The sequence below is a fragment of the Pseudomonas sp. ADAK2 genome, assembly GCF_012935755.1.
In the GTDB taxonomy this organism is placed as follows: domain Bacteria; phylum Pseudomonadota; class Gammaproteobacteria; order Pseudomonadales; family Pseudomonadaceae; genus Aquipseudomonas.
Genome location: NZ_CP052862.1, coordinates 3,373,429 through 3,387,335, shown reverse-complemented (window position 1 = coordinate 3,387,335; position 13,907 = coordinate 3,373,429). Strand labels below are relative to the sequence as shown.

Sequence of the window (13,907 nt, the reverse complement as noted above, 5' to 3'; positions counted from 1 at the left end):
GAATCCTTTAGCTGAGGTCGCGGTGGCGGACCTGGACGTTCTTCAGGGATTGTTGCAGGGCCTGGCCCAGACGTTCGGTCAGGTAGACGGAGCGGTGATGCCCGCCGGTACAGCCAATGGCAATGGTGACGTAGGCGCGGTTACTGGCAGCAAAACGCGGCAGCCACTTGAACAGGTAATTGTAAATATCCTGGAACATCTCTTCGACATCCGGCTGTGCGGCCAGGTAATCGGCCACCGGTTGATCGAGCCCGGACTGTGCCCGCAGCTCCGGCTTCCAGTAGGGATTGGGCAGGCAGCGCACGTCGAACACCACATCGGCATCCACCGGCATGCCACGCTTGAACCCGAACGACTCCACCAGGAACGCAGTGCCGGGTTCCGGCTGGTTCAACAGGCGCAGCTTGAGGGTGTCACGCAGCTGGTACAGGTTCAGGTTGGTGGTATTGATCTTGAGGTCGGCGAGGTCCGCAATCGGCCCCAGCAGCTGGGTTTCGTCGTCGATCGCCTCGGCCAGTGAACGGTTGGCGTTGCTCAGCGGGTGGCGGCGACGGGTTTCCGAGAAACGCTTGAGCAGGGTTTCCTCATCGGCATCCAGATAGAGCACGTCGCACTGGATATGCCGGCTACGCACTTCTTCAAGCAGTTCGGGAAAGCGCGACAGGTGGCTGGGCAGGTTGCGGGCGTCGATAGACACCGCGACCAGCGGCTGTGCCAGCTCGGTATGAATCAGGGCGCGCTCGGCCAGCTCCGGCAACAGGCCGGCGGGCAGGTTATCGATGCAGTAGTAGCCATTGTCCTCAAGGACATTGAGCGCGGTACTTTTACCTGAGCCGGAGCGGCCACTGACGATGATCAAGCGCATGATTAATGACCGTTTTGCTCGCTCAGGACAACCTGATACAAGGCTTCGTTGCTCGGGGCACTGCGCAGTTTCTCGCGTACTTCCTTGCGGTCAAGCATGCTGGCGATCTGGCGCAGCAACTCCAGGTGCGCATCGGTGGCGGCTTCCGGGACCAGCAGTACAAACAGCAGGTCCACCGGGGCGCCGTCGATGGCGTCGAAATCGATAGGTGCGTCAAGGTGCATCAGGGCGCTGATAGGCGAAATACAGCCCTTCAAGCGACAGTGAGGGATAGCGATGCCGTTGCCAAAACCGGTGGAACCGAGTTTTTCACGGGCAACCAGACTCTCGAAGACATCCTGCATGGCCAGATCCGGCACTTCGCGGTGGATTAGGTTGGCAATTTGCTCGAGGGCTTTCTTTTTACTGCCGCCCGGCACGTTCACGAGGGAACGGCCGGGGGTCAGGATGTTTTCAAGTCGGATCATGAGTGGGGAGTGTTAACGACCGGTTGCGCCCTGGAGGAGGCTCTGGGTCTTTTCCTTATGCTTTTTGAGTTGTTTATCCAGCTTGTCGGTCAATGCGTCGATCGCCGCATACATATCGGTATGTTCCGCGTTGGCGACCACTTCATTGCCGGGAATATGCAGGGTGGCTTCGATTTTCTGCTTCAGCTTCTCGACCGTCATCGTCACCTGTACGTTGGTGATCTTGTCGAAATGCCGCTCTAATCGTTCGAGTTTTTCGCCGATGTAGGCGCGCAGGGGTTCGGTCACTTCCAGTTGGTGTCCACTGATGTTGACTTGCATACAGCTTCTCCTTCGTTGCCAGTGCATAAAGCGGCAGGCAGAAATGCCTGCCACTGGAACGCTGTGCCGTGGCTTACATCAACCGCTTGCGTTCGCTCGAAGGCGCGATCCCCAGGGATTCGCGGTACTTGGCGACGGTGCGGCGAGCCACCTGAATGCCTTGTGCCTCCAGTAAACCAGCGATCTTGCTGTCACTCAACGGCTTTTTCTGATTTTCCGCGGCAACCAGTTTTTTGATGATCGCGCGGATCGCTGTGGACGAGCATTCGCCGCCTTCGGAGGTGCTGACATGGCTGGAGAAAAAGTATTTCAGCTCATATATGCCCCGTGGGGTATGCATGAACTTTTGGGTAGTCACCCTTGAAATCGTCGACTCGTGCATGCCAACCGCTTCGGCGATGTCATGCAGGACCAGCGGTTTCATGGCTTCGTCGCCGTACTCCAGGAAGCCGCGCTGGTGCTCGACGATCTGGGTAGCGACTTTCATCAGGGTTTCGTTACGGCTTTGCAGGCTTTTGATGAACCAGCGAGCTTCCTGCAACTGATTGCGCATGAAGGTGTTATCGGCGCTGGTGTCGGCGCGGCGCACGAAACCGGCGTACTGGGCATTGACCCGCAGGCGTGGCACCGACTCCTGGTTCAACTCCACCAGCCAGCGCTCGTTGTCCTTGCGCACGATCACGTCGGGCACGACATACTCGGCTTCGCTGGACTCGATTTGCGAGCCGGGACGCGGGTTCAGGCTCTGGACCAGTTCGATGACCTGGCGCAGTTCATCTTCCTTGAGTTTCATGCGACGCATCAGCTGGCTGTAGTCGCGGCTGCCGAGCAGGTCGATGTAATCGCTGACCAGGCGCTTGGCCTCGGCCAGCCAAGGGGTCTTGGCGGACAGTTGGCGCAATTGCAGCAACAGGCATTCGCCCAGGTTGCGCGCGCCAATTCCGGCCGGTTCGAATTGCTGGATGCGGTGCAGGACGGCTTCGATTTCGTCCAGTTCGATGTCCAGTTCCGGATCGAAGGCTTCGAGGATTTCCTCGAGGGTTTCGTCCAGGTAGCCCTGATTGTTGATGCAATCGATCAGCGTCACGGCGATCAGACGATCGGTGTCGGACATCGGCGCCAGGTTCAGTTGCCAGAGCAGGTGGCTTTGCAGGCTTTCGCCGACCGATGTGCGAGTGGTGAAATCCCACTCGTCGTCATCGTTGCTCGGCAGGCTGCTGGCGCTGGTCTGGTAGACGTCTTCCCAGGCGGTGTCGACGGGCAGTTCGTTGGGGATTCGCTCGTTCCAGTCGCCTTCCTCAAGGTTGTCCACCGTCGGGGCGGTTTCCTGGTAGGAGGGTTCTGAAACATCGGCGTTGGGTTGCTGTTCGGCTTTGTCGGCCAAGGGATCGGCGTTATCGAAGTCGTCGCCTTCTTCCTGGCGTTCGAGCATCGGATTGGACTCCAGGGCCTCCTGGATTTCCTGTTGCAGGTCCAGGGTCGACAATTGGAGCAGGCGGATGGCCTGTTGCAGCTGAGGTGTCATCGTCAGCTGCTGGCCCATTCTCAAGACTAGCGATGGTTTCATGGCAGGGGCTTAACACCTTATTCGCCGGCGCGCATGCGCCATCCACTACAGGGCGCCGGAGCGCCAAACTTAAGCAAATTATATGCCCGAAACCGCAGCGTTTGCCTAGAGCGCTGTAACAATAAAAAAGCTTTATCGAAACCGGCGCTCGGGCAATCAGCCAGACACCTCAATGCTTAAAGGCGGAACTCGTGACCCAGATACACTTCCTTGACCAGTTCGTTGGCCAGGATGGTGGCGGAGTCACCTTCGGCGATCAGTTGGCCATCGTTAACGATGTAGGCTGTTTCGCAGATATCCAGGGTTTCACGGACGTTGTGGTCGGTGATCAACACGCCAATGCCCTTGGCCTTGAGGTGGTGGATAATCTGCTTGATGTCGCCCACCGAAATCGGGTCCACGCCGGCGAAAGGTTCGTCGAGCAGGATGAATTTCGGGTTGGTGGCCAGTGCGCGAGCGATTTCCACCCGGCGGCGTTCGCCACCGGACAGGCTCATGCCCAGGTTGTCGCGGATATGGCTGATGTGGAATTCCTGCAGCAGGCTTTCCAGTTCCTTGCGACGACCGGCCTTGTCGAGTTCCTTGCGGGTCTCGAGGATAGCCATGATGTTGTCGGCAACCGACAGTTTGCGGAAGATCGACGCTTCTTGCGGAAGATAGCCAATACCGGCCTTCGCACGACCGTGCATGGGCTGGTGGCTGACGTCCAGGTCGTCGATCAGCACGCGTCCCTGATCGGCCTGCACCAGGCCGACGATCATGTAGAAGCATGTGGTCTTGCCGGCGCCGTTCGGGCCCAGCAGGCCGACGATCTGACCGCTGTCGATGGACAGGCTGACGTCACGCACGACCTGGCGGCTCTTGTAGCTCTTGGCCAGATGCTGAGCTTTCAGGGTTGCCATTAATTGGCCTTTTTCTGGTCGGATTTCGGCTTCGGCTGGATCACCATGTCGATGCGCGGACGCGCCTCGGTGACCTTGCTACCCGTGGCACGGCCGGCGCTCGCCAGTTTCTTGACCGTGTCGTAGACGATTTTCTCGCCCTGGGTGGTGTTGTTGTCCTTGTCGACGACTTTGGCCTTATCGATCAGTACAACGCGGTTTTGCGCGGCATGGTACTGGATGGTCACGCCCCAGCCCTGAACAGGCTTGGTGTCACCAGCGGTCTGCAGTTGCTCGAAGTAGGCAAGGTTGCCCACCGAGGTCACCACGTCGATGTCGCCAGCCGGGGTGCGGGTGATGGTCACGGTGTTGCCGGTGACCTTCATCGAACCTTGCGTAATGATCACGTCACCTTTATAGGTGGCAACGCCATTCTTGTCGTCCAGTTGGGCATCGTCGGCCTGAATGCGGATAGGCTGCTCTTGATCGTTCGGCAGAGCCCAGGCGCTCACGCTTCCCAGTGCTGCGCCCAGACTGAGCAAAATAGGGAGAGTTTTAACGAGCCTCATACTGTCCTCTTACGTTCGATAGCAGGTGTATCCTGCTTTCTTTCAAATACGCTTTCATTCCGTTGCCAGTCGACACACCGCCAGCGCCGTCGATTCTAACGGGTTGATCGGTCTGCGCATATTGCTGCTGCGGGAACACTGTCATACGGGTGCTGGTAACGATCAAATTGCGGTTCTTTTCATCGGTGCGTGCAATACGGACCGAATCGATCAGTTCGACCTGGGTGCCGTCCGCGTTCACTTCACCGCGCAAGCTGGTGACGTGCCACGGGAAGTCGGTGCCGCGGTACATGTTCAGGTCGGGGTTGGTCAGCAACGACACGTCGGTCGCCTTGAGGTGCTCGACCTTGTCGGACGTCAAGTCATACTGCAGGCCGCCGTCGGGTAAATACTGAACGCTGTGGGCGTTGAGTGCGTAATAGTCGATCGCGCTTTCGTCGACTTTTGCCACTGGCTTGTCGAGGAAGCGTTCCGGGCTGATGTTCCAGTAGCCGACCGCCGCGAATATCGCCGCGATGCAACCGAACAGCAGGAATCTGCGAAACTTTTTGCTCAGAATAAACATAAATGGCTCACAAGTACGCGGCGTTGGCCGCATCTAGGCGGCCCTGGGCGCGCAGGATCAGTTCGCAGAATTCGCGGGCGGCACCTTCGCCGCCACGGGCCAGGGTGACACCGTGGGCGTGTTCGCGCACGAAGCTGGCGGCATTGGCCACCGCCATGCCCAGGCCGACGCGGCGAATCACCGGCAGGTCTGGCAGGTCGTCACCGAGGTAGGCAACCTGTTCATAGCTTAGGTTGAGTTGCGCAAGAAGCTCGTCGAGCACCACCAGTTTGTCTTCACGACCCTGATACAGGTGTGGAATGCCAAGGTTTTTCGCTCGACGTTCAACCACCGGGGTCTTGCGGCCGCTGATGATAGCGGTCTGCACGCCGGCTGCCATCAACATCTTGATGCCTTGGCCGTCGAGGGTGCTGAACGTCTTGAATTCGCTGCCGTCTTCGAGGAAGTACAGGCGTCCGTCAGTGAGGACGCCGTCGACGTCAAAGACAGCCAGTTTGATGTTCTTGCCGCGTTGCAGCAGGTCGTTGCTCATCACATTACTCCGGCACGCAGCAGGTCGGACAGGTTGAAGGCGCCCACCGGGCGGTCTTCCTTGTCGACGACTACCAGCGCGTTGATTCGATGGTCTTCCATGATTTTCAGGGCTTCGGCTGCCAGCATATCGGCCCGGGCGGTCTTGCCATGAACGGTCATGACTTCATCAATGGTCGTGTGGTGGATGTCGATGGTGCGGTCGAGGGTGCGGCGCAAGTCGCCGTCAGTGAAAATCCCGGCCAGTTTGCCGTCGGGTTCCACGATTGCAGTCATGCCCAGGCCCTTGCGGGTCATTTCCATCAAGGCGTCCTTGAGCAGCGTGCCGCGTTGCACCTGGGGCAGTTCGGCGCCGGCGTGCATCACGGTTTCCACTTTCAGCAGCAGACGGCGGCCAAGCGCGCCACCGGGATGGGAAAAGGCGAAGTCTTCCGCCGTGAAGCCGCGGGCTTCCAGCAGCGCAACGGCCAGGGCATCGCCCATGACCAGTGCGGCGGTGGTGGAGGAGGTCGGCGCCAGGTTCAGTGGGCAGGCCTCATGCTCGACGTGAACGTTGAGATTGATCTCGGCGGCCTTGGCCAGCGCCGAGTCGGGGTTGCCGGTCATGCTGATCAACTGGATGCCCTGGCGCTTGATCAGCGGCAGCAGGGTCACGATTTCGTTGGTGGAGCCGGAGTTCGACAGCGCCAGGATGATGTCGTCGCGGGTGATCATGCCCATGTCGCCGTGACTGGCTTCGGCCGGATGCACGAAGAACGCCGTGGTGCCGGTGCTGGCCAGGGTGGCGGCAATCTTGTTGCCGATGTGCCCGGATTTGCCCATGCCGAGCACGACCACACGGCCTTTGCTGGCCAGAATCATCTCGCAAGCGCGTACGAAATCCGCGTCGATATGGGGCAGCAAGCCTTGTACGGCTTCCACTTCGAGACGGATGGTGCGTTGTGCCGATTGAATCAGGTCGCTGGATTGGCTCATGTCAGAATCGTATAGCCCGATGAAAAGGCGGCGATTATAGCGGTAATGATCGAAACCCTCACGCTAGTTCGTCGTGCTTTGTAAATAGCTGTTACCGAATCCCTCTAAATCAGTGCATTTGCCTGTCCTGTTGCTGAACATGCCCCGGCTTGGGCCTTGGGCGCTTGGCCTTTGCAGTGATATAGTTCGCCGCCAGTTCGGCCTGCCCGGGGAGGTATGTGCTTTCGTCAGAGAGCCAGGCGTCCGAGTGAGAGGCTGCATCGCAAGGAGTTTAGATGAGTGCCGATAACGCCTACGCGGTCGAGCTGAAGGGACTGACCTTCAAGCGCGGTACGCGCAGCATTTTCAATAACGTCGATATCCGTATCCCACGCGGCAAGGTCACCGGCATCATGGGGCCTTCCGGGTGTGGCAAGACCACCCTGTTACGGCTGATGGGCGCACAGTTGCGACCTTCCAGCGGTGAAGTCTGGGTCAATGGCCAGAACCTGCCCACGTTATCTCGCAGCGACCTGTTCGATGCACGCAAGCACATGGGCGTGCTGTTCCAGAGCGGTGCATTGTTTACCGATCTCGATGTATTCGAGAACGTTGCCTTTCCGCTGCGCGTTCATACCGAGCTGCCGGAAGAAATGATCCGTGACATCGTCCTGCTCAAATTGCAGGCGGTGGGCTTGCGTGGCGCCATCGACCTGATGCCTGACGAATTGTCCGGCGGCATGAAGCGTCGTGTCGCGCTGGCGCGGGCCATCGCCCTTGATCCGCAGATCCTCATGTATGACGAGCCCTTTGTCGGGCAGGACCCGATCGCCATGGGCGTGCTGGTGCGCCTGATCCGTCTGCTCAATGATGCCCTGGGCATCACCAGTATCGTGGTTTCCCACGACCTGGCCGAGACCGCGAGCATTGCCGATTACATTTATGTGGTGGGCGAGGGGCAAGTATTGGGGCAGGGCACGCCTGAAGAACTGATGAACTCGGAAGAACCGCGTATCCGTCAATTCATGACGGGCGAACCCGACGGTCCGGTCGCCTATCACTTTCCAGCGACGGATTACCGCGCAGATCTTCTGGGGAAGCGCTGATGCGCAAGATTTCACTAATAGAAAGAGTGCGCCGGTTCGGCCACGCGGCCATCGATGCCGTGGGGGTGTTCGGGCGGGCGGCGATTTTCCTGTTCCATGCGTTGCTGGGTCGTGGTGGCATTGGCGGTGGTTTCGGCTTGCTGATCAAGCAACTGCATTCGATCGGCGTGATGTCCCTGGTGATCATCGTGGTCTCCGGGGTGTTCATCGGCATGGTATTGGCGCTGCAAGGCTTCAATATCCTGTCCAGCTACGGTTCGGAACAGGCTGTCGGGCAGATGGTTGCCCTGACATTGCTGCGTGAACTGGGGCCGGTGGTGACGGCATTGCTGTTCGCCGGGCGCGCCGGTTCAGCCCTGACGGCGGAAATCGGCAACATGAAGTCCACCGAGCAGTTGTCCAGTCTGGAAATGATTGGTGTCGACCCGCTCAAGTACATCGTTGCCCCGCGCCTGTGGGCCGGCTTCATTTCCCTGCCGGTGCTGGCGATGATTTTCAGCGTCGTCGGGATCTGGGGTGGTTCGTGGGTCGCAGTCGACTGGCTGGGCGTCTACGAAGGCTCCTACTGGGCGAACATGCAAAACAGCGTGACGTTCAATGGCGATGTGCTTAACGGCATCATCAAAAGCATCGTTTTCGGGTTTGTCGTGACCTGGATTGCCGTATTCCAAGGCTATGACTGCGAGCCCACTTCCGAGGGGATCAGTCGTGCCACAACCAAGACCGTGGTGTATGCCTCTTTGGCAGTGCTCGGCCTGGACTTTATTCTGACCGCCTTGATGTTTGGAGATTTCTGATGCAAAACCGCACCCTGGAAATCGGTGTCGGCCTTTTCCTGCTGGCTGGCATCCTGGCTTTGCTGCTGCTTGCGTTGCGGGTCAGTGGCCTGTCCCCGAGCGCGACCACCGAGTCATATAAACTTTATGCCTATTTCGACAATATCGCCGGTTTGACGGTCAGAGCTAAAGTGACCATGGCCGGTGTGACCATCGGCAAGGTCACGGCGATCGATCTGGACCGCGACAGTTTCACCGGTCGGGTGACCATGCAGCTGGAAAAGCGCGTAGATAATCTGCCGACTGACTCCACTGCATCTATCCTCACGGCTGGCCTGTTGGGCGAGAAATACATCGGTATCAGCGTGGGCGGGGAACAAGCCTTGCTCAAGGATGGTGGGACCATCCACGACACCCAGTCGTCGCTGGTGCTCGAGGACCTGATCGGTAAATTCCTGCTCAATACCGTTAGCAAAGACGCCAAATGAGGAGCTTTTGAATGATCTCTACCTTGCGACGTGGCCTGTTGGTATTACTCGCGGCCCTGCCGTTGATGGCTAACGCCGTGGCGGCACAGTCGGCGCATGATCTGGTCCAGGACACCACGACCCGGATGCTCGCCGACCTGTCGACCAATAAAGAGAAGTACAAGCAGGATCCAGCAGACTTTTACACGGCGTTGAACACCATCGTCGGGCCTGTGGTGGATGCCGAAGGTATTTCCAAAAGCATCATGACGGTCAAGTATTCGCGCAAAGCCACACCCGCGCAGATGCAGACCTTCCAGGAAAACTTCAAGAAAGGCCTGTTCCAGTTCTATGGCAACGCCTTGCTTGAGTACAACAACCAGGGCATCACCGTTGACCCTGCCAAGGATGAGTCAGGCGACCGCACCAGCGTCGGCATGACCGTCAAGGGCAGCAATGGCGCGATTTATCCGGTGCAGTACACCCTGGAGAAAATCAACGGCGAGTGGAAGCTGCGCAACGTGATCATTAACGGCATCAACATCGGCAAGCTGTTCCGCGATCAGTTTGCTGACGCGATGCAGCGCAATGGCAACGACCTGGACAAGACCATCAACAATTGGGCCGGGGAAGTCGCTAAAGCCAAGGAAGCCACAGAGAAGAAGGCCCAATGAGTGAGTCGGCCGTTCGCATGGGCGAAACCGGCGAGTTGCTACTCAGCGGCGTGCTGGATTACCGCACCGGCCCTGGCTTGCGCAAGCAGGGACAGGCGCTGATCAAGGCCAGCAAGGCTGCCGCCGTAGTGGTTGATTGTTCGGCGGTGGTGAAGTCCAGCAGTGTCGGCTTGTCGCTGCTGCTGTGCTTCATGCGTGATGCAGAGGCGGCCGGCAAGGCCGTCAGCATCCGGGCAATGCCCGAAGACATGCGCGAAATCGCTCAGGTCAGTGAACTGACCGAGCTGTTGGCGCACCCCTAACCGGCATCTATAAAGAAGCCCCCCGTCAGAGTCCTGTGAATGCGGGGTTCGCAGGCGCGGGGCTTTTTTGTATGATGTCCGACCCGCGCGCACAGGGCGCCGATTGAGGTTGAGCATGCAGGCCGTAGAAGTGAAGAGCTTCCTTGAAGGAAAGCTGCCCGGAACGCTGGTAGAAGTTGAGGGCGAAGGCTGCAACTTTCAGCTGAACGTGATTAGCGATGAACTGGCGGCGTTGAGCCCGGTGAAGCGTCAGCAGCAGATCTATGCCCATTTGAACCCATGGATCACCGATGGCAGCATCCATGCGGTCACTATGAAATTTTTCAGCAGCGCGGCCTGGGCCGAGCGCACCTGAGCCCAAGGGCGTCGAGATTCTTATGGATAAATTGATTATTACCGGTGGCGTTCGTCTTGATGGCGAAATCCGCATTTCCGGGGCAAAGAACTCTGCCCTGCCGATCCTGGCCGCCACCTTGCTGTGCGATGGCCCGGTCACCGTGGCCAACCTGCCGCACCTGCACGACATCACCACCATGATCGAGCTGTTCGGTCGCATGGGCATCGAGCCGGTGATCGACGAGAAACTCAGCGTCGAAATCGACCCGCGCACCATCAAGACCCTGATCGCACCGTACGAACTGGTGAAAACCATGCGTGCCTCGATCCTGGTGCTCGGTCCGATGGTTGCCCGTTTCGGTGAAGCCGAAGTCGCACTGCCTGGCGGTTGCGCCATCGGTTCGCGTCCGGTCGACCTGCACATCCGTGGCCTCGAAGCCATGGGCGCGGTCATCGACGTCGAAGGCGGCTACATCAAGGCCAAGGCGCCGGAAGGCGGCTTGCGCGGTGCGCACTTCTTCTTCGACACCGTCAGCGTGACCGGTACCGAAAACATCATGATGGCCGCCGCTCTGGCCAAGGGCCGCAGCGTTCTGGCCAACGCCGCACGCGAGCCTGAAGTCATCGACCTGGCGAACTTCCTGATCGCCATGGGCGCCAAGATCACCGGCGCCGGCACCGACACCATCACCATCGATGGCGTCGAGCGTCTGCACCCGGCCACCTACAAGGTGATGCCGGACCGGATCGAGACCGGCACCTACCTGGTCGCCGCTGCCGTGACCGGCGGTCGCGTGAAGGTCAAGGACACCGATCCGACCATCCTCGAAGCCGTTCTGGAAAAACTCCGTGAGTCGGGTGCCGAAATCACCTGCGGCGAAGACTGGATCGAGCTGAACATGCACGGCAAGCGGCCAAAAGCCGTCAACGTGCGAACCGCTCCGTACCCGGCGTTCCCGACCGACATGCAGGCGCAGTTCATCTCCCTCAACGCCATTGCCGAAGGCACCGGTGCCGTGATCGAGACGATCTTCGAAAACCGCTTCATGCACGTGTACGAACTGCACCGCATGGGCGCCAAGATCCAGGTCGAAGGCAACACCGCCATCGTCACCGGCACCGAGAAGCTCAAGGGCGCGCCAGTCATGGCCACCGACCTGCGTGCTTCGGCCAGCCTGGTGATCTCGGCGCTGATCGCCGAAGGCGACACCCTGATTGATCGCATCTACCACATCGACCGTGGTTACGAGTGCATCGAAGAGAAACTGCAGATGCTCGGCGCCAAAATCCGCCGCGTACCGGGCTAGTTCCGGCTGCATGGGCGCAGGGACGCGCCCGTTGAATTCGTTTCGAATCGAGGCTGGCGACGGCCTCGATGTGTGTCCGGCGCCGTTTGCGACCGGGCATGAGTACCTTGATAAGGACTGACGTTTCCCATGTTGACCATCGCACTGTCCAAGGGCCGCATCCTTGACGACACCCTGCCGCTTCTGGCTGAAGCGGGCATCGTGCCGACCGAGAATCCGGACAAGAGCCGCAAGCTGATCATCCCCACGACCCAGCCCGACGTACGTCTGCTGATCGTGCGCGCCACCGACGTGCCGACCTATGTCGAGCATGGTGCCGCGGACCTGGGCGTCGCCGGTAAAGATGTGCTGATGGAATACGGCGGCCAGGGCCTCTACGAGCCACTGGACCTGCGCATTGCCCTGTGCAAGCTGATGACCGCCGGCAAGGTCGGTGCCATCGAGCCCAAGGGCCGTCTGCGTGTCGCCACCAAGTTCGTCAACGTTGCCAAGCGTTACTACGCCGAGCAGGGTCGTCAGGTCGATATCATCAAGCTCTATGGCTCGATGGAACTGGCGCCGCTGATCGGTCTGGCCGACAAGATCATCGACGTGGTCGACACCGGCAACACGCTGCGGGCCAATGGCCTGGAGCCACAGGATTTCATCGCTGACATCAGCTCCCGGCTGATCGTCAACAAAGCGTCGATGAAAATGCAGCACGCCCGTATCCAGGCGTTGATCGACACCCTGCGCAAGGCAGTGGAGTCTCGACACCGCGGCTGATTCACCTGCGCGACCTTGAGTCGCGCCCGTCTATCCGCCTCATAGCCAGAATTCTCAGGTGCCCAAGCGGAAACGACTGCTAAGTTAGGGCGCCTGAGTTTTTGCCATTCCTATGAGGCTCTCGCTATGACCGCACCGACTGCAATTCGCCGACTCAACGCTGCTGACCCGGATTTCGCGCATCATCTGGATCATCTGCTGAGCTGGGAAAGTGTGTCTGACGACTCGGTCAATCAGCGGGTGCTGGACATCATCAAGGCCGTGCGCGAGCGTGGCGACGCGGCGCTGGTGGAATTCACCCAGAAGTTCGACGGCCTGCAAGTCGCCTCCATGGCCGACCTGATCCTGCCGCGCGAACGCCTGGAACTGGCCCTGACCCGCATCACCGCGCCCCAGCGCGAAGCGTTGGAAAAAGCCGCGGCCCGGGTGCGCAGCTACCACGAAAAACAGAAACAGGACTCCTGGAGCTACACCGAGGCCGACGGCACGGTGCTGGGCCAGAAAGTCACGCCGCTGGATCGCGCCGGTCTGTACGTGCCGGGCGGTAAGGCGTCGTACCCGTCATCGGTGCTGATGAACGCGATACCAGCCAAGGTGGCCGGCGTGACTGAAGTGGTCATGGTCGTGCCGACCCCGCGCGGTGAAATCAATGAATTGGTGCTGGCCGCGGCTTGCATCGCCGGTGTGGACCGGGTGTTCACCATCGGCGGCGCCCAAGCGGTTGCCGCGCTGGCTTACGGCACCGAAAGCGTGCCGAAGGTCGACAAAGTGGTTGGTCCGGGCAACATCTATGTCGCCACCGCCAAGCGCCACGTGTTTGGCCAGGTCGGCATCGACATGATCGCCGGTCCTTCCGAGATTCTCGTGGTGTGCGACGGCCAGACCGATCCGGACTGGATCGCCATGGACCTGTTCTCCCAGGCCGAGCACGACGAAGACGCCCAGGCGATCCTGGTCAGCCCGGACGCCGAGTTCCTCGACAAAGTCGCCGCCAGCATCAGCAAACTGCTGCCGACCATGGAGCGCGCCGAGATCATTGAAACCTCGATCAATGGCCGTGGTGCGCTGATCCTGGTCCGCGACATGGAACAAGCCATCGAAGTGGCCAACCGCATCGCGCCGGAGCATTTGGAATTGTCGGTCGCCGATCCGCAAGCCTGGCTGCCGCTGATCCGCCACGCTGGCGCGATATTCATGGGTCGCCACACCTCCGAAGCCCTGGGCGACTACTGCGCCGGCCCGAACCACGTGTTGCCGACGTCCGGCACCGCGCGCTTCTCGTCGCCGCTGGGTGTGTACGACTTCCAGAAACGCTCGTCGATCATCTTCTGCTCCGAGCAGGGGGCTTCAGAGCTGGGCAAGACCGCGTCCGTGCTGGCCCGTGGCGAGTCGCTGACCGCCCACGCCCGCAGCGCCGAATACCGCATCGTTGACGACAAGAAGGGGAACTGAAC

General features: G+C 59.7%; 18 protein-coding genes. 9 read left to right on the top strand and 9 right to left on the bottom strand.

Features of this window, described 5'->3' with window-relative positions; all coding sequences use genetic code 11:
* Positions 1 to 7 precede the first annotated feature (7 nt).
* The 9 genes from rapZ to HKK52_RS15795 all read right to left on the bottom strand — a co-directional run bounded on the left by rapZ (position 8) and on the right by HKK52_RS15795 (position 6,741).
* Entirely contained in the window at positions 8 to 865 is an 858-nt protein-coding gene (rapZ, locus tag HKK52_RS15835) for an RNase adapter RapZ (protein ID WP_169371599.1), read from the bottom strand.
* A 2-nt stretch (positions 866 to 867) separates the two neighbouring features.
* Complete coding sequence (gene ptsN, locus HKK52_RS15830; protein WP_169371598.1) at positions 868 to 1,332, bottom strand: PTS IIA-like nitrogen regulatory protein PtsN; 465 nt, start codon at positions 1,330 to 1,332, stop codon at positions 868 to 870.
* Positions 1,333 to 1,344: 12 nt separating this feature from the next.
* Positions 1,345 to 1,653: a ribosome hibernation-promoting factor, HPF/YfiA family gene (gene hpf / locus HKK52_RS15825; protein ID WP_149657581.1), complete on the bottom strand. Its 309-nt coding sequence runs from the start codon at positions 1,651 to 1,653 to the stop codon at positions 1,345 to 1,347.
* A 73-nt stretch (positions 1,654 to 1,726) separates the two neighbouring features.
* Complete coding sequence (locus HKK52_RS15820; RefSeq protein WP_149657580.1) at positions 1,727 to 3,220, bottom strand: RNA polymerase factor sigma-54; 1,494 nt, start codon at positions 3,218 to 3,220, stop codon at positions 1,727 to 1,729.
* 176 nt (positions 3,221 to 3,396) lie between these two features.
* Positions 3,397 to 4,122, bottom strand: coding sequence for an LPS export ABC transporter ATP-binding protein (gene lptB, locus HKK52_RS15815; RefSeq protein ID WP_054049904.1), 726 nt, complete (start codon positions 4,120 to 4,122; stop codon positions 3,397 to 3,399).
* Positions 4,122 to 4,670, bottom strand: a complete 549-nt coding sequence (gene lptA / locus HKK52_RS15810; protein ID WP_169371597.1) for a lipopolysaccharide transport periplasmic protein LptA — start codon at positions 4,668 to 4,670, stop codon at positions 4,122 to 4,124. The genes lptB and lptA overlap by 1 nt, the downstream gene beginning before the upstream one ends.
* Positions 4,657 to 5,229: an LPS export ABC transporter periplasmic protein LptC gene (gene lptC / locus HKK52_RS15805; RefSeq protein WP_169374248.1), complete on the bottom strand. Its 573-nt coding sequence runs from the start codon at positions 5,227 to 5,229 to the stop codon at positions 4,657 to 4,659. The genes lptA and lptC overlap by 14 nt, the downstream gene beginning before the upstream one ends.
* Positions 5,230 to 5,242: 13 nt before the next feature.
* Entirely contained in the window at positions 5,243 to 5,767 is a 525-nt protein-coding gene (locus HKK52_RS15800; RefSeq protein WP_169371596.1) for a KdsC family phosphatase, read from the bottom strand.
* A complete protein-coding gene (locus tag HKK52_RS15795; RefSeq protein ID WP_169371595.1) occupies positions 5,767 to 6,741 on the bottom strand; it encodes a KpsF/GutQ family sugar-phosphate isomerase in 975 nt (324 codons plus the stop codon). Before HKK52_RS15795 ends, HKK52_RS15800 begins: the two co-directional genes overlap by 1 nt.
* Before the next feature lie 275 nt (positions 6,742 to 7,016).
* Here HKK52_RS15795 and HKK52_RS15790 point away from each other — a divergent pair, with 275 nt between their 5' ends.
* From HKK52_RS15790 to hisD, 9 genes are all read left to right on the top strand, one after another.
* Entirely contained in the window at positions 7,017 to 7,826 is an 810-nt protein-coding gene (locus HKK52_RS15790; RefSeq protein WP_169371594.1) for an ATP-binding cassette domain-containing protein, read from the top strand.
* Positions 7,826 to 8,623 (top strand): lipid asymmetry maintenance ABC transporter permease subunit MlaE, encoded by a 798-nt coding sequence (gene mlaE / locus HKK52_RS15785; RefSeq protein ID WP_169371593.1) that lies wholly within the window; start codon positions 7,826 to 7,828, stop codon positions 8,621 to 8,623. Before HKK52_RS15790 ends, mlaE begins: the two co-directional genes overlap by 1 nt.
* Positions 8,623 to 9,090: an outer membrane lipid asymmetry maintenance protein MlaD gene (gene mlaD, locus HKK52_RS15780; protein WP_133838549.1), complete on the top strand. Its 468-nt coding sequence runs from the start codon at positions 8,623 to 8,625 to the stop codon at positions 9,088 to 9,090. Before mlaE ends, mlaD begins: the two co-directional genes overlap by 1 nt.
* Before the next feature lie 11 nt (positions 9,091 to 9,101).
* Positions 9,102 to 9,743, top strand: coding sequence for an MlaC/ttg2D family ABC transporter substrate-binding protein (locus HKK52_RS15775; protein ID WP_169371592.1), 642 nt, complete (start codon positions 9,102 to 9,104; stop codon positions 9,741 to 9,743).
* On the top strand, positions 9,740 to 10,045 hold the full coding sequence (locus HKK52_RS15770) for an STAS domain-containing protein (protein WP_169371591.1): 306 nt from the start codon (positions 9,740 to 9,742) through the stop codon (positions 10,043 to 10,045). Before HKK52_RS15775 ends, HKK52_RS15770 begins: the two co-directional genes overlap by 4 nt.
* A gap of 115 nt (positions 10,046 to 10,160) precedes the next feature.
* Positions 10,161 to 10,400, top strand: a complete 240-nt coding sequence (locus HKK52_RS15765) for a BolA family protein (RefSeq protein WP_007912386.1) — start codon at positions 10,161 to 10,163, stop codon at positions 10,398 to 10,400.
* Between the two features lie 22 nt (positions 10,401 to 10,422).
* Positions 10,423 to 11,688 carry a UDP-N-acetylglucosamine 1-carboxyvinyltransferase gene (murA, locus tag HKK52_RS15760; protein ID WP_133838552.1) on the top strand — a complete coding sequence of 422 codons (1,266 nt, stop codon included), beginning with the start codon at positions 10,423 to 10,425 and terminating at the stop codon, positions 11,686 to 11,688.
* A 129-nt stretch (positions 11,689 to 11,817) separates the two neighbouring features.
* Positions 11,818 to 12,453, top strand: a complete 636-nt coding sequence (hisG, locus tag HKK52_RS15755; protein ID WP_092273233.1) for an ATP phosphoribosyltransferase — start codon at positions 11,818 to 11,820, stop codon at positions 12,451 to 12,453.
* Between the two features lie 126 nt (positions 12,454 to 12,579).
* Positions 12,580 to 13,905 carry a histidinol dehydrogenase gene (gene hisD, locus HKK52_RS15750; RefSeq protein ID WP_169371590.1) on the top strand — a complete coding sequence of 442 codons (1,326 nt, stop codon included), beginning with the start codon at positions 12,580 to 12,582 and terminating at the stop codon, positions 13,903 to 13,905.
* Positions 13,906 to 13,907: the final 2 nt, after the last annotated feature.

Bases quoted from the DNA above. Each gene is read 5' to 3' on its own strand.
- HKK52_RS15765 (WP_007912386.1), top strand. From the start codon at position 10,161: ATGCAGGCCGTAGAAGTGAAGAGCTTCCTTGAAGGAAAGCTGCCCGGA.
- hpf (WP_149657581.1), bottom strand. From the start codon at position 1,653: ATGCAAGTCAACATCAGTGGACACCAACTGGAAGTGACCGAACCCCTG.
- rapZ (WP_169371599.1), bottom strand. From the start codon at position 865: ATGCGCTTGATCATCGTCAGTGGCCGCTCCGGCTCAGGTAAAAGTACC.
- HKK52_RS15800 (WP_169371596.1), bottom strand. From the start codon at position 5,767: ATGAGCAACGACCTGCTGCAACGCGGCAAGAACATCAAACTGGCTGTC.
- lptB (WP_054049904.1), bottom strand. From the start codon at position 4,122: ATGGCAACCCTGAAAGCTCAGCATCTGGCCAAGAGCTACAAGAGCCGC.
- HKK52_RS15795 (WP_169371595.1), bottom strand. From the start codon at position 6,741: ATGAGCCAATCCAGCGACCTGATTCAATCGGCACAACGCACCATCCGT.
- hisG (WP_092273233.1), top strand. From the start codon at position 11,818: ATGTTGACCATCGCACTGTCCAAGGGCCGCATCCTTGACGACACCCTG.
- HKK52_RS15820 (WP_149657580.1), bottom strand. From the start codon at position 3,220: ATGAAACCATCGCTAGTCTTGAGAATGGGCCAGCAGCTGACGATGACA.
- HKK52_RS15790 (WP_169371594.1), top strand. From the start codon at position 7,017: ATGAGTGCCGATAACGCCTACGCGGTCGAGCTGAAGGGACTGACCTTC.
- hisD (WP_169371590.1), top strand. From the start codon at position 12,580: ATGACCGCACCGACTGCAATTCGCCGACTCAACGCTGCTGACCCGGAT.
- lptA (WP_169371597.1), bottom strand. From the start codon at position 4,670: ATGAGGCTCGTTAAAACTCTCCCTATTTTGCTCAGTCTGGGCGCAGCA.
- HKK52_RS15775 (WP_169371592.1), top strand. From the start codon at position 9,102: ATGATCTCTACCTTGCGACGTGGCCTGTTGGTATTACTCGCGGCCCTG.
- mlaD (WP_133838549.1), top strand. From the start codon at position 8,623: ATGCAAAACCGCACCCTGGAAATCGGTGTCGGCCTTTTCCTGCTGGCT.
- murA (WP_133838552.1), top strand. From the start codon at position 10,423: ATGGATAAATTGATTATTACCGGTGGCGTTCGTCTTGATGGCGAAATC.
- ptsN (WP_169371598.1), bottom strand. From the start codon at position 1,332: ATGATCCGACTTGAAAACATCCTGACCCCCGGCCGTTCCCTCGTGAAC.
- mlaE (WP_169371593.1), top strand. From the start codon at position 7,826: ATGCGCAAGATTTCACTAATAGAAAGAGTGCGCCGGTTCGGCCACGCG.
- HKK52_RS15770 (WP_169371591.1), top strand. From the start codon at position 9,740: ATGAGTGAGTCGGCCGTTCGCATGGGCGAAACCGGCGAGTTGCTACTC.